The sequence below is a fragment of the Streptomyces mirabilis genome, from assembly GCF_039503195.1.
GTDB classification, from domain to species: Bacteria; Actinomycetota; Actinomycetes; order Streptomycetales; family Streptomycetaceae; genus Streptomyces; species Streptomyces mirabilis_D.
In genome coordinates, this window is record NZ_JBCJKP010000001.1 from 10,804,120 (window position 1) to 10,822,586 (window position 18,467).

At 68.7% G+C, this 18,467-nt stretch carries 16 protein-coding genes and 7 pseudogenes; 13 read left to right on the forward strand and 10 right to left on the reverse strand.

Translation table 11 applies throughout. The features are described 5' to 3' along the window. Positions 1–132 precede the first annotated feature (132 nt). A pseudogene (locus tag AAFF41_RS49460) lies at positions 133–1,148 on the forward strand (SDR family oxidoreductase). 4 nt (positions 1,149–1,152) lie between these two features. On the opposite strand, the gene AAFF41_RS49465 reads toward AAFF41_RS49460, so the two are convergent. Continuing rightward, complete coding sequence (locus AAFF41_RS49465; RefSeq protein WP_319753312.1) at positions 1,153–1,641, reverse strand: flavin reductase family protein; 489 nt, start codon at positions 1,639–1,641, stop codon at positions 1,153–1,155. Positions 1,642–1,817: 176 nt separating this feature from the next. Between AAFF41_RS49465 and AAFF41_RS49470 the strand changes: the two genes are divergently transcribed. The 3 genes and pseudogenes from AAFF41_RS49470 (at position 1,818) to AAFF41_RS49480 (ending at position 3,378) form a co-directional block, all read left to right on the forward strand. Further along, positions 1,818–2,420: an AI-2E family transporter gene (locus AAFF41_RS49470; protein WP_343326484.1), complete on the forward strand. Its 603-nt coding sequence runs from the start codon at positions 1,818–1,820 to the stop codon at positions 2,418–2,420. 106 nt (positions 2,421–2,526) lie between these two features. Further along, positions 2,527–2,745, forward strand: a pseudogene (locus tag AAFF41_RS49475) (LLM class flavin-dependent oxidoreductase); the annotation flags it as partial. Further along, positions 2,682–3,378 (forward strand): annotated as a pseudogene (locus tag AAFF41_RS49480) (HAD family hydrolase). The pseudogenes AAFF41_RS49475 and AAFF41_RS49480, both read left to right, overlap by 64 nt. A 177-nt stretch (positions 3,379–3,555) precedes the next feature. On the opposite strand, the gene tal reads toward AAFF41_RS49480, so the two are convergent. Next, positions 3,556–4,725, reverse strand: a complete 1,170-nt coding sequence (gene tal / locus AAFF41_RS49485; protein WP_343326157.1) for a transaldolase — start codon at positions 4,723–4,725, stop codon at positions 3,556–3,558. A gap of 149 nt (positions 4,726–4,874) precedes the next feature. Continuing rightward, the gene (locus AAFF41_RS49490; RefSeq protein ID WP_319753314.1) at positions 4,875–5,033 is read right to left on the reverse strand and encodes a hypothetical protein; all 159 of its coding nucleotides are present in this window, start codon (positions 5,031–5,033) and stop codon (positions 4,875–4,877) included. Positions 5,034–5,257: 224 nt separating this feature from the next. On the opposite strand from AAFF41_RS49490, the pseudogene AAFF41_RS49495 reads away from it, so the two are divergent. Beyond that, positions 5,258–5,854: pseudogene (locus AAFF41_RS49495) on the forward strand (flavodoxin family protein). Between the two features lie 189 nt (positions 5,855–6,043). On the opposite strand, the gene AAFF41_RS49500 reads toward AAFF41_RS49495, so the two are convergent. The 3 genes from AAFF41_RS49500 to AAFF41_RS49510 form a co-directional block, all read right to left on the reverse strand. Continuing rightward, a complete protein-coding gene (locus tag AAFF41_RS49500) occupies positions 6,044–6,322 on the reverse strand; it encodes a GlsB/YeaQ/YmgE family stress response membrane protein (protein WP_319753315.1) in 279 nt (92 codons plus the stop codon). Between the two features lie 156 nt (positions 6,323–6,478). Then, positions 6,479–8,500, reverse strand: coding sequence for a CocE/NonD family hydrolase (locus AAFF41_RS49505; protein WP_343326158.1), 2,022 nt, complete (start codon positions 8,498–8,500; stop codon positions 6,479–6,481). Positions 8,501–8,507: 7 nt separating this feature from the next. Further along, a complete protein-coding gene (locus AAFF41_RS49510; RefSeq protein WP_319753317.1) occupies positions 8,508–9,818 on the reverse strand; it encodes an ATP-grasp domain-containing protein in 1,311 nt (436 codons plus the stop codon). A gap of 76 nt (positions 9,819–9,894) precedes the next feature. Here AAFF41_RS49510 and AAFF41_RS49515 point away from each other — a divergent pair. The 3 genes and pseudogenes from AAFF41_RS49515 to AAFF41_RS49525 form a co-directional block, all read left to right on the forward strand. Continuing rightward, positions 9,895–10,629: pseudogene (locus AAFF41_RS49515) on the forward strand (iron-containing redox enzyme family protein); the annotation flags it as partial. After that, on the forward strand, positions 10,626–11,252 hold the full coding sequence (locus tag AAFF41_RS49520; protein WP_319753319.1) for a HemK2/MTQ2 family protein methyltransferase: 627 nt from the start codon (positions 10,626–10,628) through the stop codon (positions 11,250–11,252). The pseudogene AAFF41_RS49515 and the gene AAFF41_RS49520, both read left to right, overlap by 4 nt. Before the next feature lie 39 nt (positions 11,253–11,291). Continuing rightward, the gene (locus AAFF41_RS49525) at positions 11,292–11,498 is read left to right on the forward strand and encodes a CDGSH iron-sulfur domain-containing protein (RefSeq protein ID WP_319753338.1); all 207 of its coding nucleotides are present in this window, start codon (positions 11,292–11,294) and stop codon (positions 11,496–11,498) included. Here AAFF41_RS49525 and AAFF41_RS49530 read toward each other — a convergent pair. After that, positions 11,490–11,791 (reverse strand): annotated as a pseudogene (locus AAFF41_RS49530) (transposase family protein); the annotation flags it as partial. The gene AAFF41_RS49525 and the pseudogene AAFF41_RS49530 overlap by 9 nt on opposite strands. A 657-nt stretch (positions 11,792–12,448) precedes the next feature. On the opposite strand from AAFF41_RS49530, the pseudogene AAFF41_RS49535 reads away from it, so the two are divergent. Then, positions 12,449–13,212, forward strand: a pseudogene (locus AAFF41_RS49535) (transposase family protein). Between the two features lie 111 nt (positions 13,213–13,323). On the opposite strand, the gene AAFF41_RS49540 reads toward AAFF41_RS49535, so the two are convergent. Further along, positions 13,324–13,707, reverse strand: a complete 384-nt coding sequence (locus AAFF41_RS49540; RefSeq protein ID WP_319753320.1) for a DUF6223 family protein — start codon at positions 13,705–13,707, stop codon at positions 13,324–13,326. Positions 13,708–13,934: 227 nt separating this feature from the next. Between AAFF41_RS49540 and AAFF41_RS49545 the strand changes: the two genes are divergently transcribed. Together AAFF41_RS49545 and AAFF41_RS49550 are read left to right on the forward strand one after the other, a co-directional pair. Next, positions 13,935–15,062, forward strand: a complete 1,128-nt coding sequence (locus AAFF41_RS49545; RefSeq protein ID WP_319753321.1) for a sensor histidine kinase — start codon at positions 13,935–13,937, stop codon at positions 15,060–15,062. Next, complete coding sequence (locus tag AAFF41_RS49550; protein WP_343326159.1) at positions 15,059–15,721, forward strand: response regulator; 663 nt, start codon at positions 15,059–15,061, stop codon at positions 15,719–15,721. Before AAFF41_RS49545 ends, AAFF41_RS49550 begins: the two co-directional genes overlap by 4 nt. A 183-nt stretch (positions 15,722–15,904) precedes the next feature. Here AAFF41_RS49550 and AAFF41_RS49555 read toward each other — a convergent pair whose 3' ends face one another. Then, entirely contained in the window at positions 15,905–16,363 is a 459-nt protein-coding gene (locus AAFF41_RS49555) for a DUF4259 domain-containing protein (protein ID WP_319753323.1), read from the reverse strand. Positions 16,364–16,592: 229 nt separating this feature from the next. Between AAFF41_RS49555 and AAFF41_RS49560 the strand changes: the two genes are divergently transcribed. Both AAFF41_RS49560 and AAFF41_RS49565 read left to right on the forward strand, forming a co-directional pair. Then, positions 16,593–16,763, forward strand: a complete 171-nt coding sequence (locus AAFF41_RS49560) for a hypothetical protein (RefSeq protein ID WP_319753341.1) — start codon at positions 16,593–16,595, stop codon at positions 16,761–16,763. Positions 16,764–17,025: 262 nt separating this feature from the next. After that, a complete protein-coding gene (locus AAFF41_RS49565) occupies positions 17,026–17,604 on the forward strand; it encodes a hypothetical protein (protein WP_319753324.1) in 579 nt (192 codons plus the stop codon). 162 nt (positions 17,605–17,766) lie between these two features. Here the strand turns inward: AAFF41_RS49565 and AAFF41_RS49570 are convergent, their stop codons facing one another. Continuing rightward, the gene (locus AAFF41_RS49570; RefSeq protein WP_319753325.1) at positions 17,767–18,255 is read right to left on the reverse strand and encodes a DUF2269 domain-containing protein; all 489 of its coding nucleotides are present in this window, start codon (positions 18,253–18,255) and stop codon (positions 17,767–17,769) included. Positions 18,256–18,467: the final 212 nt, after the last annotated feature.

The following is an 18,467-nucleotide window of genomic DNA, read 5'->3' on the forward strand; positions in this document are numbered from 1 at the left end:
GAGGCGTTGCTGCTGCTGCCGTTACGCGGACTGCTCCCGGCCGACGACCCGCGCACCCGTGCCGCCCTCCGCGGCCACCCGAGCCCGAACTCCGGGCATTCCCATGTGACTTCCGAGACGAACAGGACGAGCATGAACCAGCAGACCGTCGTCATCACCGGGGCCAGCGCCGGCATCGGCCGGGCTACCGCACGACTCTTCGCCGGGCGGGGTGCGAACGTCGTTCTCCTCGCGCGAGGCAAGGCGGGTCTCGACGCCACGGCCGACGATGTCGAGGAACGGGGGGGCCGTGCCCTCGTCGTGCCCACCGACATGGCCGACCCCACACAGGTCGAGGCCGCGGCGGTGGCCGCCGAGGAGGCCTTCGGACCGATCGACGTCTGGGTCAACAACGCCTTCACGTCGGTGTTCGCACCGTTCATGGAGATCGAACCCGCCGAGTACAAGCGGGTCACCGAGGTGAGCTACCTCGGCTTCTTGCACGGAACCCGGGCCGCGCTCCAGCGCATGATCCCCCGGGACGCCGGCGTGATCGTGCAGGTCGGCTCGGCTCTCGGTGACCGCTCCATCCCGCTTCAGTCCGCGTACTGCGGCGCCAAGCACGCCGTCAACGGCTTCACGTCGAGCGTACGCACCGAGCTCATACACCAGCACAGCCACGTGCACGTCACCGTGGTGCAGATGCCGGCCGTCAACACCCCGCAGTTCTCCTGGGTGTTGTCCCGGCTGCCGAAAAGCCCTCAGCCCGTCCCGCCCATCTACCAGCCGGAGGTGGCCGCGAGGGCCGTAGTGAACGCGGCGAACCATCCGCACCGCGAGCAGTACTACGTGGGGGCGGCCACCGCCGCCACGATCCTCGCCAACAAACTGGCACCCGCCCTGCTGGACGGCTACTTCGCGCGGACGGGCTACGCGTCGCAGCAGACCGACGACAGCGAACCCGGTACCCGCCCGACCAACCTCTGGCAGCCGGCGGACGAGGCCCCGGACCACGACTACGGCGCACACGGCTCTTCGACGAGACGTCCCATCCCCACTCGGCCGAGGCAGCGCTCGCGCGACACCCCGGGCTCGTCCTGGCCGCCGCGACGGGAGCGGCGGCAGCGGTGGGTCTGGGAGCGGTGATACGACGCAGGCGCGTGCGTTAGCCGCTCAGTCCGCCGGGTGTCCCGGGGTGATGTCGTGGGTGTCTCCCAGCGCCAGCAGTGGGGGGCGGTCGCCCGCGATGTTCTCCGCCACCTCCGAAGCGAGCAGGAAACCGACGTGGTCGCCGCCGTCGACCCGGTTCTCCACCCGGCCGACGAACCAGGCGGGTGCCTCGTCGAGGATCAGTGATCCGCCCGGTCCCCGGTGCCAGGGGACGTCGGCGAACTTGTCGGTACGGTCGCCGGTCTCGCCGCCGAAGAGCCGGGCCAGCCGGTCCTGGTCGCGGCGCAGGAGATGCACCGTGAGGCGTTCGGCGCGCTCGGCGACCCGGTATGTCCGGTTGGTTTTGGACAGCCAGACCATGAAGCGTGCGGGCTGGATCGAGCACTGCGAGGCGAATCCGACCAGGCAGCCGGCTCTCTCCCCGTCGGCCTCGGCGGTGACGACGTACATCGGGTAGTCGAGCAGATCGGTGAAGGGATCGAGATCGGTCACGGTGTTCGGCTCCCGCCACAAGAGATCGGATGTCGGCCAAGCGTTCCCCAGTTTCGTGTCCCGGTCGGCTCACGACGCGCGGGGCACGGACGCGGTACGACCGGAGTCCCAGGGGTAGCCGGAACATCCGCGCCCATTCGAGGCCATGAGGCCATCTAGGAGAGCGAGGGGGCGTACTGGGCGCCGGGCGGATGGTCCTGAGTACGGTCACGTCCACGGCGATCGTGATCACGGTGACCCTGTACTGCATGGCGGCCCTGCCGACCATCAAACAGTTCTGCTACCGCTTCGTGGCGGCCAGTCGCCGTGAGCGGGTCGAGGGCGTGGCCGAAGAGATCATGAACCGGATAGGGAAGTTCATGCTCGGGAACCTCGTCACCTCGGGGATCGCCGGCGTGGCGACCGTCGGCTGGTGCGCGTCCACCGGTGTCCCGTACGCCGCCGCGCTGGGCGTCTTCACCGCCCTGATGGACCTGATCCCGATCGTCGGCTCCACTGTCGCCGGAATCGTCGTCAGCCTCGTCGCACTGTCCGTGTCCCTGCCGATCGCGATCGCGACCGCGGTCTTCTACGTCGTCTTCCGGGTCGCCGAGGACTACCTCATCGTGCCGAGGACGATGAAGTTCGCCGTCGATGTCCACCCGTTGGTCACCGTGCTTGCGGTGCTGGTCGGCGGAGCGCTCCTTGGCATCATCGGCGCCCTCGTCGCCATCCCGGCGGCCGTCGCCGCCGGCCTGGTCCTCGACGAGTACGTGTTTCCCAAGAAGGAGCGCACATGACGCCGCGCTCCTCGCCTCCTGGGAGACCCTCCCGAGGGTTGCTGAGATTCCGGTGACAGGACGGGTGACCGTACGTACGCGACCGACCCACGAGGAGACGAGAGACATGGTGCAGATCGGGTACACGATGATGACCGAGCAGGCCGGTCCACGGGAGCTGGTGGGCCACGTGGTCGGCGCCGAGCGGGCCGGCTTCGACTGCTCGGTCACATCCGACCACTACTTCCCCTGGCTGGATTCCCAGGGCCACGCCTCCTACGCATGGAGTGTGCTCGGCGCCGCCGCGCAGGCCACGGACCGCTTCCCCGTCATGACCTACGTGACATCGGAACACTCGTCGACACCAACCACTCGCACGTCGTCACCTGGTGGGAGGCGTTCAGACAAGGCGATCACCGCGTCCCCATGCGGGAGATCCGCCGGGTTGTGGGCCTCGGCAGCGACGACCTGATCGAGCACCTGCTCGGCAAGGACCGCGACCCCGACGACGAGCAGTTCGTCGCGGCCCATCACGCCCTCTACTCCACCTACTTCGACCGGCTGCCGACGCTCGACGCGGCGGGCGACCGCTGCGCGCACTGGCCGGGCGAGGCTGGACGATCGTCCTGGCGACGTCGGCGAGCGGCGCGGAACTCTCCGCGCTGAGCCGTGCGATCGACGCGGACGACGTCATCCTCGCCGACGACGTCGCCGACGACGTCGCCGACGGCAAGCCCGCCCCCGACCCCGTCCAACAGGCCAGGGAACTCGCGGACGTTCCGAGCGAACGGGCCGTGTTCGTCGGCGACACGGTCTGGGACATGAAGGCTGCCGTCCGGGACGCAGTGGTGCCGGTGGCGGTGCTGTCGGGTGGGATCCCGCGCGCGGACCTGGAGAGTGCCGGGGCCCACGCCGTCTACCAGGACCCGCCGACCTCCTCGGACGTCTGGACTCCAGCGTCTTCGCCCAACCGGAGTGACCCGGTCCTCCGGAGGTACCGGGTCAGCGGGTGGTGCGTACGGAATCGTCCAGGGTCCTGAGGAAGGGGACGGCCAGTCCTCGTCGGCCGTGACCGTCAGCCGGTGGCCCGTGACCGTCAGCCGGTCGTCAAGGTGAACCGACGGCAAGCTGCCGCTGCTCAGGGCCTGTTCGGCTGCTAGGGGGAGACGGGCGGCGAGCCCGCTCCGGTGCCCTCGTGCGCGGCGTCGACGGTACCCAACTCGTGGCTGACGCTGGCGCTCAGTTCGGCCCAGCTCTTGTCGAACTTGGCCAAACCCTCGCGTTCCAGGGCGTCGGTGACGTCGGCGAAGTCCACTCCGACGCGCTCCAGCGCCGCGAACTGATCCAGTGCCGCCGCGCGTTTGTCGGCCGCCGGCGCGTCGTGGGGGAGTGTGCCATGGTCGGCGTACGCGGCCAGGGCACTGCCGGGCATAGTGTTCACGGTACCGGGGATGGCCAGCTCGCTGACGTACATCGTGTCGGGGTAGGCCGGGTCCTTGACGCCGGTAGACGCCCACAGCGGGCGCTGCGGTCGGGCCCCGGCCTCGGCCAGGCGCTGCCGGAGCGGCTCCGTGGCCGCTGACTCGTAAGCCTCGTACGCCAGGCGGGCGTTGGCGACCGCTGTCCTGCCCTTGAGTGCGAGGGCCTCGGGTGTGCCGATGGCGTCGAGGCGGCGGTCCACCTCGGTGTCCACGCGGGAGACGAAGAACGAGGCGACCGAGTGGATGCCGGTGAGAGCGTGGCCGGCCTGACGGGCCCGCTCCAGGCCGGCCGCATGGGCGTCCATCACCGCGCGGTAGCGGTCCAGAGAGAAGATCAACGTGACATTGACGCTGATCCCGTGCGCCACGACCTCGGTGATGGCCGTGAGTCCCTCGCGAGTGGCCGGGATCTTGACGAACAGATTCGGCTCCTGCACGGCGTCCCACAGTTTCACCGCCTGCTTGACGGTGGCGTCGGAATCCTTGGCCAGCCGGGGGTCGACCTCGATCGACACCCGCCCGTCCAGGCCGTCGGTCCTCTCGTGTATGGGTGCGAAGACGCGGCAGGCGGCTCGTACGTCGTCGGTGGTGATGGCGAAGACGGCGTCCTCGACGCTCGCACCTTCGGCGGCCAGCCTGCGGAGCTGCTCGGTGTAGCGGTCTCCACGGGACAGCGCGGAGGCGAAGATCGTGGGGTTCGTGGTGACCCCGACGACATACCGGTCGGCGATCAGTTTCTCCAGCTCGCCGCCGGCCAGCAGCTCGCGGGACAGGTCGTCGAGCCAGATCGACACCCCGGCGGCGGCCAGGTCGGCGAGCGGGTCGGATGCGGTGGAACGGGACATGCTGAATCTCCAAGCAGAGGGAGGGGCGGGCACTGTGCGGTGCTCGGGCCGGATTCCAGGCGGCTGACGCCCAGCGCCTCGTGACGCCGGTACAAGCGGGCGGATGGGGCGGGAGGTGGGTTCCGGTCCGTCTCGAGGTGCCGAGCAGGTCATTCGTGCGCGCTGGGAACCCGGAGAGGAACCTGGGGAGCGTCGAGCTTGGCGGCGCTGAGCTGCTCGCCCAGTTCGCCCAGCCGGTTGCGGCCGAGGGCGGAGCGGACCTGGGGGAACCACTCCTTCTCTTCCTCCTCGACGCGCCTCGTCCTCATTGCCGACGACGGCGGCCAGCACGACGATGTCGGCGGCTGTCGTTCTCCCACAGCTGCAGCCCAAACGCACAGGCGCCTCACCATAGGAAACGGCGTCCGAAGCTGGAGCCGTCACGCCTACGGCCCGGCCCTCACTCGCGTCGGATACGGAATCCCGGGTACCCGGGGTCCTCCATGTCTGAGGCCGAAGCTCCTCCGGCCTCCACACCCGATCGGGAGTTCTCATGATTCGTGCCGTGGCGCTCGTTTGTCCCCTCACCCCTTCCCCCGCCCCTTCGAGCGGCCATCACCTCGCCGGACAGGTGATGTCCGAACTCGCCGACCTCGGGGCCCAGGGCGAGACGATCCGGGTGGCCGATCACCACGTCCGCCCGGGCATCGCCCGCGACATGGGCGAGGGCGACGACTGGCCGCAGCTGTGGGAGAAGGTGATGGAGGCCGACATCCTCCTCCTCGCAATCTGGCTCGGCCACCCCTCCAGCCTCTGCCAGCGCGTCCTGGAGCGGCTCAACGCCGACATCTCCGAGACCGACGGCGAGGGACGCCAACTGCCCTACGGGAAGGTCGGTCTGGCCGCCGTCGTGGGCAACGAGGACGGGGCGCACAAGGTGAGCGCCGACGTCTTCCAGGGTCTCAACGACCTCGGGTTCTCCCTGCCGCCCGGCGCGGTCACCTACTGGGTCGGCGAAGCCCAGTAGGGCACCGACTACCAGGACCTCGACAAGACCCCCGAAGCGGTCGCCGCCACCACCAAGACGCTTGCCGCGAACGCCTTCCATCTGGCGAAACTGCTCCAGGGCGCGCCCTACCCGCCCAGCTGATCGGTGCCCGGTGCCGTCGGCGGTCGAGGGTGCTCACCGTGGATACCCGAAGTCGTGGTCGCGAGCCCGGGTGCCCGCACGCGGCATTGCCGCGCGGGGCCGGTGGAGCCCGTCGTACACGCCGACGGCTCCCGTCCTGTGAACCAGGGGGGAGCCGTCCGGCTGGCGCGGGCGTATGCCCTCAGTCGGTCAGGCGTGCCGGTGCGCGTGCCGGTTGCCGGTGACGACGCGGTAGAGCAGGAGCAGGATGAGGGAGCCCACGATCGCGGCGATCCAGGTGGAGAGGTCGAAGAATCCGTCGATGGAGTCGACGCCGAGGATCACCTTGCCGAGCCAGCCGCCGAGCAGACCGCCGACGATGCCGATGAGCATGGTGACGATGATGCCGCCGGGGTCCTTGCCCGGCATGAGGATCTTGGCGATGGCGCCGGCGAGCAGGCCGATGATGATCCACGCGATGATTCCCATGATGCGTCTCCTCTTCCTGGGACAAAGGCTGTGTCAGCTCTTCGTGTGCACCGAAAGGGCCCGCACAAACGTCACAACCGGCAATTGCGGCAAGCCACTTGAGGTCACGTCACCGACCTCGCACGTGGCCGCCTTCGTACCTGCGCGCGCAACGGCCTACAGCGCGTCCCTGGGGACCGACTCGTTCCAGGTGCGCGAGGCGACGCGTCGGCCGCCCTCGTAGGCGTCCAGCGTGGCGTTGACGTGGAACTCCTCGGCGTCGCAGGTCAACGTCGTGCTCGTACGGACCTGTACGTCCCACTCCTTGCGCCGGAAACTCATGGTCCACGTCACCTCCCCGGCCGGTGAGGTGAAGTCGTCTGCGACCGAGGTGTACCGCTCGTGGACGCGGCAGCCGACGTCGAGGTCCATCGCGTCGTAGTGGACCGTGCCGCGGTCCTTGACGATGTCCAACGCCGCGCCGTAGTCGATCAGATCACGGCTCACCTCCCAGCGCTGCTCGGGCGGGGTCACCGGGGTCGTCGTGAGCGGGGCCGTGCCTTCGGGTGCCTCGAAGGGGGCCGAGGTATCCGGTTCGTCGGCAGGGCGGACCGGCAGGACGAGGCGGCACGGTTGCTCGTGGACGGTCAGGAGCGTGGGCCGTGGCGGTGGCCAGGCCAGCGGCCAGTACGACGTGGACAGTGAGAGCCGTACCCGGTGCCCCGGCGGGAACGCCTGCGCCACACCGTTCAAGTGCACCGTGGCTCGCTGGAGTTGACCCGGTTCCAGGGGTGCCGGTTCGTCCGTGCTGTCCCGGCGGGTGAGGTTGAGGACGCCGTAGGTGACCCGGGTGGCGCTGCCGTCCGGGGCCACGTCCGACAGCCGGGCGGCTACCATGGCCACCGGCTGGTCCGCGCTTACCTCCAGTTCGACGCGAGGCGCCCCGAGGATCTCCAGCCGTTCCGGCAAGGGCTCGGTCTCGTAGACCAGGGAGCCGCCGTCCTCCTCGCGCTGGTCGTAGGGCAGGTCCGGCGGGGCGTTGTAGGAGGCCCACTTTCCGGCGAACTGGCCCACGGACAGCGGGGATTTCAGCGTCTGGCTCCCTCCGTCGTCGGGGGCTTCGTCCTCGGCGGTGAGGTGGCGGGAGCGCAGGGCGTACGCGGTGTCGCGCACGTGCTCCGAAGGCCAGGCGGGTTCGCCGACCCACCGGCCGGGGCGGTCCTCGTACGAGGTGGAGGGCGGCACGCTGTCCTGCATCCACGCGCGGAGCATCGGACCGTCCATCGCCCCGTTGTCCGCCCCCTTCAGCCAGTGGTCCCACCAGCGCACCACTTCCTGGAGATAGCCGATGGCGGGTCCGGGCTCGCCCAGGTGCGGATACTTGTGGGACCAAGGGCCGATCAACCCCTTGCACGGCACGTCCAGGTGGGCGAGCAGACGGGTCACCGCGTTCGAGTAGCCGTCCGCCCAGCCGCTGGAGGCGAGGACGGGGCAGCGTACGGCGGTGTAGTCCTCGCACACCGACGCGTGCCGCCAGTAACTGTCGCGGCGCTGGTGGCGCAGCCAGTTCAGCACCCACGGTTCGGCGGCGTCCAGACGCTCGTGCCACATCTCGCGCCAGCGCTCGCCGACGGCCGACGGGTCCGGGGGGCATGTGGCGTAGGCGAACATGGTGCCCGCTTCGGCGAGGTTGTCGGACAGCATCGCGCCGCCCATGTAGTGCATGTCGTCGGCGTAGCGGTCGTCGGTGAACGAGGAGATGACGATGGCCCGCAGACTCGGGGGCTGTCGAGCGGCCACTTGCAGCGCGGCGAAGGCGCCCCAGGAGATGCCCATCATTCCGGTCGTGCCGTCGCACCAGGACTGTGCGGCCAGCCAGTCGAGCACCGCCTCGGCGTCGCTCTGCTCGACTTCGAGGTACTCGTCGGCGAGGACGCCCTCGGAGTCGCCTGTACCGCGCAGGTCGACGCGGACACACGCATAGCCGTGCCCGGCGATGTAGGGGTGGTGGATCGAGTCGCGGACCGAACTCAGATCGCCCTTGCGGTAGGGGATGTACTCCAGGATCGCCGGGACGGGGGAGTCGTGCGAGGAGACCGGGCGCCAGATTCGCGCGGAGAGGTGGACGCCGTCCGGCATCGGGATCCTGACGTGGTCCTCCTGCCTGGTGGTGTGGGGGAGGTTCTCGATGTATCGCATACGTCCCTCAGGCCGTGTGGTCGGTCGTACGGTCGGTCGGGTGGTCGAAGGCGAGGCGCAGCGCGGCGACGCAGCGGTCGTACTTTTCGCGCAGTTCGTGCTCGTCGGCGCCGCCGGTGAAGATGTGCGCCACCTCGTAGCTGTAACTGTCCTGCTGGTCGACGTCCGACAGGCGCTGTCCCTCGTCGGGCACGATGTCGATCCGAACGCCCGGTATCTCCTTCTCGATGCGGGCCACTTCCTCGGGCGAGGGCACCTCGCGCACGACTCCGTCGGCGAACCAGCGGTAGTACCACTTGGCGGCCAGGGCGTACGGCCCCTGCCCGGACGGCATGGTCGGGTCCTCGTCCAGGGCGAGCGCGAGCATGCAGTGGTGGTTGGGCACGCCGTCGACGTAGGCGAAGAGCTCCGCGTGTGCCTGGGAGTGACGGGGGTTGATCTCCAGGATCGAGATCCCGTCGGTGGCCGGGTCGTAGAAGAACTCGATGCTGAACGTCGCCTGCCGCCAGCCGATGTGCCGCATGACCCGTTTCGACACCTCGCGCAGGCGCTGCTGTACCGGTTCTGGCAGGGCGGAGGGGTACTGGTGGCGCAGGAAGCTGGTGGAATCCGGGTAGTTGATCGAGTCGAGAACGCCGTACACGGTGATCTCGCCGTCGTGCTCGTATCCCTCGACCGCGGCCTGTACGCCGTTGAGCGTCTCCTCTGCGAGGCAGACCTGGCCGCCGACCCCGGCCATCTCCGGTGGCAGGTCGAGCTGGTCCAGGATGTATTCGAAGGGGCGGCCGACGCGGTGGATGCCCTGGCCGATGTGCTCCACGGCCGTGCGGAACTCGTCCATATCTCCTACGCCGTAGGCGAGTTCGGAGGAGTACGACAACGCTGGCTTGACCCACATGGGGAAGCCCACGCCCTCCGGCGGCCGTGGGGCGGCCGCGTCGAGATCCACCCGGCCGAAGCGCGGATGTTCCGTGGCCACCTCCTGCTGCACGAGACGGCTCCAGTACTTGTGCTCGCACTTGACCACCGACTCCAGACTGGTGGCGCGTGTCCTGTACTCCTTTGCGAGCAGTGCGACGAGCGTGCTCACCGGGAAGTCCCAGTAGCCGACGATCGCGTCGATCGGTTCGTCGAAGCCGTCCAGCATGCTTCGCGCCCGGTCGATCAGGTCCGGTACGGTCACCTCGCCGTGCTGGAGTTCCTGGATGGTCAGCAGCGGATGGAAGCGCAGCTCTTCGGCGCGGGGAACGGCCCGCAGGGTCCGCAGGTTGGCGTCATCGAGACCGACGACGAATACGTTCCGGGGACGTGGGCTCACGGACGGCTCCAGGGATAGAGGTACGGAACGGCCGTGTACCCGCGAGACGATCAGGCATACGGCGAACGCCTCACCACTGCTCGTCGAACCCGCTGACGACTCGGGCGTCAGTCACTTCCTGCCGGACGAGGGAGAGCTGTGGCAGATACGTGAGTACGCCGCTCAGCGCTCGCAGTAGCACCTCAAGGAGGCCGATCCGCACGCCTGTGTGCTGCCCCGGCTGTGGGGTCGGGCGAAGGTGGGCATGGCGGCCGTGGAGTTCGACGAGTTCGGCGGGGGCCGCGCGGATCGCGTGCACGCTCGTCTGTTCGCCGATCTCATGGCCGACCTCGAACTGAACACCACCTACGGCCACTACCTCGACGCGGCCGGCCCCGAGGCCCTCGCCACCGTGAACCTGATGTCCCTCTGCGGCCTGCACCGCGCCCTGCGAGGCGCTCTGGTCGGTCATTTCGCCACCGTAGAGATCACTTCGTCCCCGGGTTCACGTCGCCTGGCCCGGGCCAGGCGGCGCACCGGCGCCGGACCGGCCGCCGAGCACTTCTACGACGAGCACGTCGAGGCAGACGCCGTGCACGAGCAGGTCGTCCGACGGGAGGTCGTAGCGGGTCTGCTCGACGAGGAGCCGCACCTCGACGGCGATGTCGCCATCGGCGTGGACGCCACCACGTATCTCGAAGACCGCCTCGCCGAACACCTCCTCGGCGCGTGGCGAGCGGGGGAGTCGTCGCTGCGTATGCCGGTCTGGCCGCTGTTGCGACCACGAACAGATTCTGCGGCAACCGCGAGAACCGGAGACGACACCCCATGACCACGGTCACTCTGCCCGGTGTATCCACCCCGCAGGACGACACCGAGCTGCTCATCCGATTCCTGCGCGACGAACTCCTTCCCCCGCATGCCGAAGTCCTCGACGTGGGCACGGGAACAGGTGCCGTCGCGCTGGCGGCGGCCCGGCTCGGCGCCCGTGTCACGGCGATCGACATCTCCTGGCGGGCTGTTCTCAACGCCAAGGTCCACGCGCTGCTGGCGCGTCTCGCGATCCGCGTCAGACGCGGCGACCTGCTGGCTCCCGTCTCGGGCAGATCCTTCGACCTCATCCTCTCCGACCCGCCGTACGTGCCGGCCCCGACTGCCGCGTGCCCTCGGCGGGGTGCGGCGCGGGCCTGGGACGCGGGACACGACGGCCGCCTAGTGCTGGACCGGATCTGTCAGGACGCACCCGGACTCCTGAGGCCGGGGGGAGTGCTGCTGGTGGTCCAGTCCGCGCTGAGCGGCCCGGAAGAGACGCTGCGCCGGTTGCGGGCGGCGGGCCCGGACGCCGGAATCGTTGAACACCACCACGTTTCCTTCGGCCCCGTCCTGCGGTCCCGCACCGGTTGGCTGCGTGCCTCCGGCCTGATCGAGGCGATGCCGAGAAGTAAGAGCTGGTGATCCTTCGGGCCGTACGACTCTGACAAGCGCCGCTGCCGCATAGTGGCCCGGCGCGTGGGGCCACTGCTGGTCGAAGGGCCGGTGGACGCCACGCTGGAGGACGGCACCACTGTCGCGTCCGACCGGTTCTGTGTCGCCCTGTGCACCTGTCGGCGCAGCCGCACCTACCCGTGGTGCGACACCAGTCATCGAACGTCCGAGCGGCCGAGACAGTCGGTCAGTGAGCCTTTTCCCTCTTCAGCTTGAGCTGGCCAGATGGAGGGTGAGGACGGCTTGAGGCTGGTGATTCGGGTCGTCGCGCAGCGGAGCCTGCGGGGGATCTCCCAGGACTTGAGGGTGGCGATGGCCTGTTCGACCAGGGCCCGGACCTTTGCGTGGGATCGGTTGACGGCCTGTTGACCGGCGGAGAGGCGGTCTCACCGGCCGCTGCAGGGGAGGCGGACCGTGCCGCCCGCGCCCTGGTAGCCCTTGTCCGCCCAGCAGGTGATGCCGGCTTCGGCGAGAGCGTCGATGATGCCGTGCTCGCGGGGTGAACCTACGTAGTCGATTACGTAGTTCTACTGGTCCCCCCGGAAGGCAGCGTTGGGAGACTCGCCCCATGAGCTTCCTGACGGAGCCGTGGTGTCACGCCGGGGAGCTTGGTGCCTCCCTACCGGGCAACCGTCGCCGGCCGTCCAACGGGGAGCGAACGCTGTCTAGTCAATAGAGCCCAGCTGAACGTTGGAGAGTTCTCCGTCGGTTTCCAAGATGCGTGTCCTTCTGGGCATGCTCGTGCTCCTGGCGCTGGCCATCGGCGCCATCGCCCTGCTCGCGGCCATGAAAGCCGATGCCGTCTGGTTTTCTACTACAGCGCCCTGCTCACGGGGCAACAGAAGGTCCGCCCGCCCGGCTCATCCGGGTGCCGTCGAGCAGCCAGTCTGCAACCTTCCTGCTCAACTGATCGGGGCCATGGCTGACCGCCGCCGCCCATGTCGGGCGGCAGTCCATGAGAGGGAGAGGCAGGCGTGGGGTGTGCCGGGACGACGAACGGGATTATCAGCGCGTCTCCGCCTGGTGTTCGCGCATTCTGACGTTTCTGTCGGACTGTGAGCTGTCTCCAACCTCACCTGTCGGATGGGCAGTTGGCCTGACGGACGGATGAAGCCCCTGCTAGATGGGGTTTCGACCAAGAGAACCGTCTCGATCAGAGGCTTCGTATGCTTGTCTACCCATCCGGCGTCGACGTGTCCAGCTCTGCCCTGCGCTTCCTCACTGCCCGCCTGAGGGAACACCGTCGTGTTCTCGGCACCCGATGGCGGCGCCTGAGCACGGGCCGGCAGGCCCTGCTCGCCCTCGCCCACCTCCCCAACGGCCAGCCGTATGCTCAGCTCGCGGCTGGTTTCGGGATCGGCACCACCACCGTCTACCGCTACGTCACCGAGGCCGTCGGGATCCTGGCCGCCCTCGCCCCCACGCTCGCCGAAGCCATGCGGGCCGCATCGATGAAGGCGTAGCCGATCCTGGACGGGACGCTCCTGCCGATCGACCGGATCGCCGCCGACCGTCCCTTCCACTCGGGCAAAGACAAGAAGCATGGCATGAACGTGCAGGTCATAGCCGACCCCAAGGGCGGCTGCTGTGGGCTTCACCGGCCCTGGCCGGTGCCGTTCATGACGTCCGGCCGGCCCGCGAGCACGGCATCATCGACGCTCTCGCCGAAGCCGGCATCACCTGCTGGGCGGACAAGGGCTACCAGGGTGCAGGCGGCACGGTGCGCCTCCCCTGCCGCGGCCGGTGGGACCGCCTCTCCGCCGGTCAACAGGCCGTCAACCGATCCCACGCAAAGGTCCGGGCCCTGGTCGAACAGGCCATCGCCACCCTCAAGTCCTGGGGGATCCTCCGCAGGCTCCGCTGCGCGACGACCCGAATCACCAGCCTCGTCCAAGCCGTCCTCACCCTCCATCTGGCCAGCTCAAGCTGAAGAGGGAAAGGCTCACTGGCTTGGTACGCGAGAGTTTCGACAGCGCCGGTACTCAGCGGCATCCGATCGGTCTTCAGGCAGACCCGAAACGCGCGCTCGTATCTGCGGCGGTCAGCCGGCGCGGCGGGAGCGGGTCCGAGCCAACCCGCCGAGGACCACGGCGATCAGCCCCAGCACCAGGGCCACGTAGCCGCCGGCGATCCCGTTGCCGGTGCCGAGACCACCGTCGGCGGTGACCACCACCAGCCCGCCGTTGACCACGGCGATCAGCCCCGCCACCAGGGCCGCAATGGCCCCCCTTCCCCCGATGCCGTTGCCGATTCGACCAGCGGAGCGGGTTAGAGCCATCCCGCCGAGGACCACACCGCCCAGCGCCAGCAGCGCGGCTGTGGTGGCCCAGGCTCGCTCGGGGGTCAGGCCGGAAACACTGGCGGCGACCGGCTGCACCGGGACGTGCGCGGCCGCCGGTGTGGCGAGCAGGTAAAGGACGGACATGACGTGCTCCTTCTCATACAACGACTACGACGACTGGACGTCGCCTGATCATGTCCGCTGGACCCACCGCCGGTCGTCCCGCAGGCGCAGGAACTTCGCGCTGCCGCCGATGGCACACCCGGCTGCTGCAGGCGCGGCAGGTGCCGGGCGGGTACTGCGTGCGTGGTAGTCGGCCGCTCGTCCGCGAGCGGGACGACCCCGCGGGGGCATCCGGCTAGGGTGCGCGCATGAGCAAAGGACGCTTCGGTGTTCCGGCCGGTGTCAGAGACTGGGTAATCGCCGTCGGTGTGGCGGCGGCGCTGCTGGTTACCGGCCTGTCCGGGCAGCACTCCGCCACCAACCTCGGCCTGCTCGGCTACGCGTTGCTGGTGGCCGGCGGCCTGGCGCTGGCCGCGCGCCGCAGGGCTCCGGTGCCCGTCCTGGCTGTCACCGGGCTGTGTGCGGTGGGGTACCAGGCAGCCGATTTCAATGTGCCTGCCGTCGCGTATCTGTTCGCGGTGTACGCCGCCGTGCGGGCGGGACACCGCACCATCACGGTGGTGGCGAGCGTGACCATGCTGGCCGCTCTCCCTCTCGCGGCTCTGGCCTCGGGCCTGCACGACACTGGCGAGGCGTTCGCGCAGGCCCGAAGCGCCCTCGAACTGGCCTGGCTGATCGCCGCCGGTGCGGCGGGGGAAGCACTGCGGCAGGCCGAACGGCGGGCGGATGAGGCCGAGCACACCCGGGAGGAGACCGCGCGGCGCCGCGCCGACGAAGAGCGGCTGCACATCGCGAGGGAACTGCACGATTCGCTCACCCACCAGATCTCAGTCATCAAGGTGCAGGCCGAAGTCGCCGTCCACGTGGCCCGCAAGCAGGGTGAACAGGTACCGGAGGCACTGCTGGCGATCCGGGAGGCCGGTCGTGAGGCGGCCCGCGAACTGCGAGCGACCCTTGAGGCACTGCGCGACGACGACACGACCCCGCCCCACGGGCTCGACCACATCCCGAAACTGGTGGAGGGGGCCAGCAGGGCCGGCCTGGACGCGACTCTGACGATCGAGGGACAGCAGCACGATGTGCCGGCCGCGGTGGGCCGGACCGTCTACCGGATCGTTCAGGAGTCGCTCACCAACATCGCCCGTCACGCGAACGCAGGCATGGCGTCGGTCCGGATCGACTGCCGCCCGGACGCCCTCGCAGTACGCATCGATGACGACGGCAAGGCCACGCCGGTCATCGCACTGACGCCTGGCGTCGGACTGCTCGGGATGCGCGAACGCGTCACCGCCCTCGGCGGTCGGCTGCGGGCGGAACCGCGCAGGGAGGGTGGCTTCACCGTCCAGGCCGAACTCCCCCTGGACCCAACGTCATGATCCGTGTCCTGTTGGTCGACGACCAGCCGCTCATCCGCAGCGGATTTCGCGCGCTCCTCGATCTCGAAGACGACATCGAGGTGGTGGCCGAGGCCGCCGACGGGAAGGAGGGCTTGGCGCTCGCCCAAGAGCACCTGCCCGACATCGCTCTCATCGATATCCAGATGCCGGTCGTCGACGGGATCGAGGCGACCCAGCGCATCGCCGCGGACCCGGCCCTGGCCGGGGTGCACGTCGTCATCCTGACCAATTACGGTTTGGATGAATACGTCTTCAACGCCCTGCGCGCCGGCGCAGCCGGGTTCCTCGTCAAAGACATCGTGCCGGAGGACTTCCTACACGCCGTACGCGTCGCCGCGCGCGGCGACGCCCTGCTCGCACCCACGATCACCCGCAAGCTGATCAACAGGTTCGTCACCCAGCCGCTCAACACCGGCACCGGCGCGGGGCTGGAGGAGCTGACCAGCCGCGAACGCGAGGCCGTGGTTCTGGTCGCGCATGGCCTGTCCAACGACGAGATCGCGGGCCATATGGTGATCAGCCCACTGACCGCGAAAACGCACATCAACCGGGCCATGGCCAAGCTCCGTGCCCGTGACCGGGCCCAACTCGTGGTCCTCGCCTACGAATCCCGTCTGGTAACTCCGCGCAACTCTTGACATCCACGGTACGGCTGGATGCCTGCCCGCCGGTGATCCTTTTACTGAACACCCTCGCAAGCGTCATCAGTGTCGTCAGATGCCTTGGACGGCGTGCCGTCGATTCTCGTGAACATCGAACACGGCGGAGTTCTGGTGCCTCCCAAAGAGCTAGACAACCGCCGTCACAACTCGGGTTCTGCCTCAGGTTTGGTGGCGGGTGACGCTCTGCCATTGCTCGACATCGAACAGCGCGATGGACGGTGATCGCGGGGCAAGGACTGTGCGAAGGCGCGTGAGACTGGCTCGCCACTGCTTCCAGTCTGCCGGGTTGACCCAGTTCGAGGCTGGCCCGGCCTCCTCGCTGATGACGCGGGCGAGGGCCTCGTCCGCGAGCGTCCGAAGATCGTTGGGAAAGGCGGGCATGGGCCTCTCAGGACCGTAGGGTGTGTCGATTGTGTCGCCGCCCGGGCATTGCGCCGCAATCAGTGCGGCTGCGGCCACCGCTTCTTCTCCTTCGGTGAGCCAGCCGACGGCATCGACGGTGCGCGTGAGGACGCCACGGATCAGTGCCTCGCGCTCCTCGGGCTTGGCGTCGTCGAGAGCGTTGGCGAAGTCCGCGGCCGTGTCGTTGTCGAAGGGGCCAGTGCCCCAGGTACCCATGTTGATCTCCTCGTGTAGCTGCGTCGGGATCCTCGCATCAGCCGCTGACATTGCGATCACAGTGCGAGCGGTACTCGCTTTCGCAGAAGGGCGATGCCAGCACGCCCGACCATCTGGCGCTTGAGCATCTTGATCCGGTTGACGTGCCCCTCGACCGCGCCCGAGCTCCAGGGCAGGGTCAATCCGGCGATGGCGGTGTCGAGGTCGCGTCGATGCCGGCGGCGAGGGTGTGGAGGCTGGGCAGGTCGTCCTGCCGAAGAACCCGGTCGACCTGTGCTTCCACTGCGGCGAGACCTTCTCCGGCGTGGAGAAGTGCGTCCGCTGCGGGGAGCCGTTCGCGCCGACGGGCGGCGAATCCGCCTGCGACGGCTGCCTGCACGCAGCGATCGCCGCTGAATAGCCGACACCCTTCGCCGGAGCCGTACGCGACCGTTGGGCGGCCGGCTTCGTCCGTGAGCGTCAGAGCGGGCCCGCCTGAGCACCGAAGTTTGCCCGGTTGTCGACGGTCGGGTTTTTCCCACCAGGATCCCCAACTTCCCCGCCCGCATGTTCGAACGAGGCTGATGTTTCCTGCGGCGGGTGATGCGGAATGTGGTTTGCGCCGGTCGGCTCAGCTGATAAGCGCTGGCTCGCGCCCCGTCTCATGTCTCAAAATTCTCGGCGTGACAGACACGGGACGCACCGAAGAAGTGACGCCGGAGGGGCTGCTGGGCTGGTGCCTGGTGGCCAATGTCGCGTGGGAAACCGCCCGCGGCGAGGGCGGCCTCGACGTCCAGCGCGGCACGCGGCACTTTGCGCCCGGGGCGTTGTTGTGGATCCCGCCGGTCCAATGGGATCCGGGCCATTGGCGCGTGCGGGCCGTGGGTCGGCACCGAGGTAATGCTCGCCGGTACGTCAACATGGTCGTGCGTGTGGACGACCTGGAGAACTTCCGGGTCAAGGGCGTTTACAGCGAGGGCCTTGTCCGTGCCCTCAACGGCTACGACCACGATCCCGCCGCGCCGCGAACCCTCCAAGACCCGTGGTCTCGCGAGCGGGCTCAGAGTTGGGCAGACAGCTGGAATCAACCCCGTGAGCTGGTTCGCATCGACGGGCACCTTCAGGTAGGGCTCTTCGTGCCCAACCCTCCGCCCGCGGAGCTCCAGGTCGACGGTGAGACCCTGCACCTGGCCCACTACAGCGCAAGGGGCCCTCACTACAGCCGCATGCCCCCTCCGGTAGAACGGGCTCCGAAGAGCTGAGTCAGCCTCTCGGACATGCGGGCGGGGAAGTTGACGCCGCTGGTGGGGAATTACGGCTCTGCTGGAGATCTCGTGACGGGGCTGGTAATTCCACAGGCGCCCGACAGGTCGGTCGGCATGTTCCCGTAGAACAACGACGCCTCACAGCTGATCACGGCGACGCTACTGCCGGCCTGCACTCGGCGCGGCCGGCCGTCGACCCCATGGCTTGAAGACGGACAGGATGACGTTGGCGAGATACAACAGGAGCGCGACGGCCGGGACGATCACCATGTTGTAGCGGATGAATCCCAGATCCATGGCTGAGATGGGGCCCACCGGATGCCGGGCCACCGCATCCGCCGCGTCGTGCAGTCTGGCAGTGAGGGCGAAAATCGAGGCCACCGTCGTCGCCAGGGTCAGCCAGAACTTGGCACTGACCCAGTAGTACCGAAACAGGCCCCACGGCGTGGCGAGCGCCAGCATCACACCGCTGACCAACGTGAGCAGGCTCAGCGGGATGATCAGAATGTTCCCCAGCATCCCCATCGCCCGGTAGGCGGTCCGCAGTGTGTCGGCATTGTTCGTCGCCAGCGCCGTCGTCCCCAGGGTGAGCAGGCAGAGCATCAAGGCCAACCAACTGACAGAGACGACCACATGCACGACGACCATGCTCTTACGGGCCGTCTGAGGCAACCGGTGGTCTGAACGCCGTTGTGGGCTGCCGCCAGCGGCCGTCGTCACCGTCGATGATCCGGCGGAAGGGGACATAGATACCTCAATCAGGTCAGGATCACATGCACGCGGCCAGGCTCTCCCTTCTGACCATCCAGGGCGTCCCTCGGCGGAAGTAACTCCCGCTGCTCCGACGCGAGTACGGTCGG

Bases quoted from the DNA above. Each gene is read 5' to 3' on its own strand.
- tal (WP_343326157.1), bottom strand. From the start codon at position 4,725: ATGTCCCGTTCCACCGCATCCGACCCGCTCGCCGACCTGGCCGCCGCC.
- AAFF41_RS49490 (WP_319753314.1), bottom strand. From the start codon at position 5,033: ATGAGGACGAGGCGCGTCGAGGAGGAAGAGAAGGAGTGGTTCCCCCAG.
- AAFF41_RS49500 (WP_319753315.1), bottom strand. From the start codon at position 6,322: ATGGGAATCATCGCGTGGATCATCATCGGCCTGCTCGCCGGCGCCATC.
- AAFF41_RS49505 (WP_343326158.1), bottom strand. From the start codon at position 8,500: ATGCGATACATCGAGAACCTCCCCCACACCACCAGGCAGGAGGACCAC.
- AAFF41_RS49520 (WP_319753319.1), top strand. From the start codon at position 10,626: ATGACCACGGTCACTCTGCCCGGTGTATCCACCCCGCAGGACGACACC.
- AAFF41_RS49540 (WP_319753320.1), bottom strand. From the start codon at position 13,707: ATGTCCGTCCTTTACCTGCTCGCCACACCGGCGGCCGCGCACGTCCCG.
- AAFF41_RS49545 (WP_319753321.1), top strand. From the start codon at position 13,935: ATGAGCAAAGGACGCTTCGGTGTTCCGGCCGGTGTCAGAGACTGGGTA.
- AAFF41_RS49550 (WP_343326159.1), top strand. From the start codon at position 15,059: ATGATCCGTGTCCTGTTGGTCGACGACCAGCCGCTCATCCGCAGCGGA.
- AAFF41_RS49555 (WP_319753323.1), bottom strand. From the start codon at position 16,363: ATGGGTACCTGGGGCACTGGCCCCTTCGACAACGACACGGCCGCGGAC.
- AAFF41_RS49570 (WP_319753325.1), bottom strand. From the start codon at position 18,255: ATGGTCGTCGTGCATGTGGTCGTCTCTGTCAGTTGGTTGGCCTTGATG.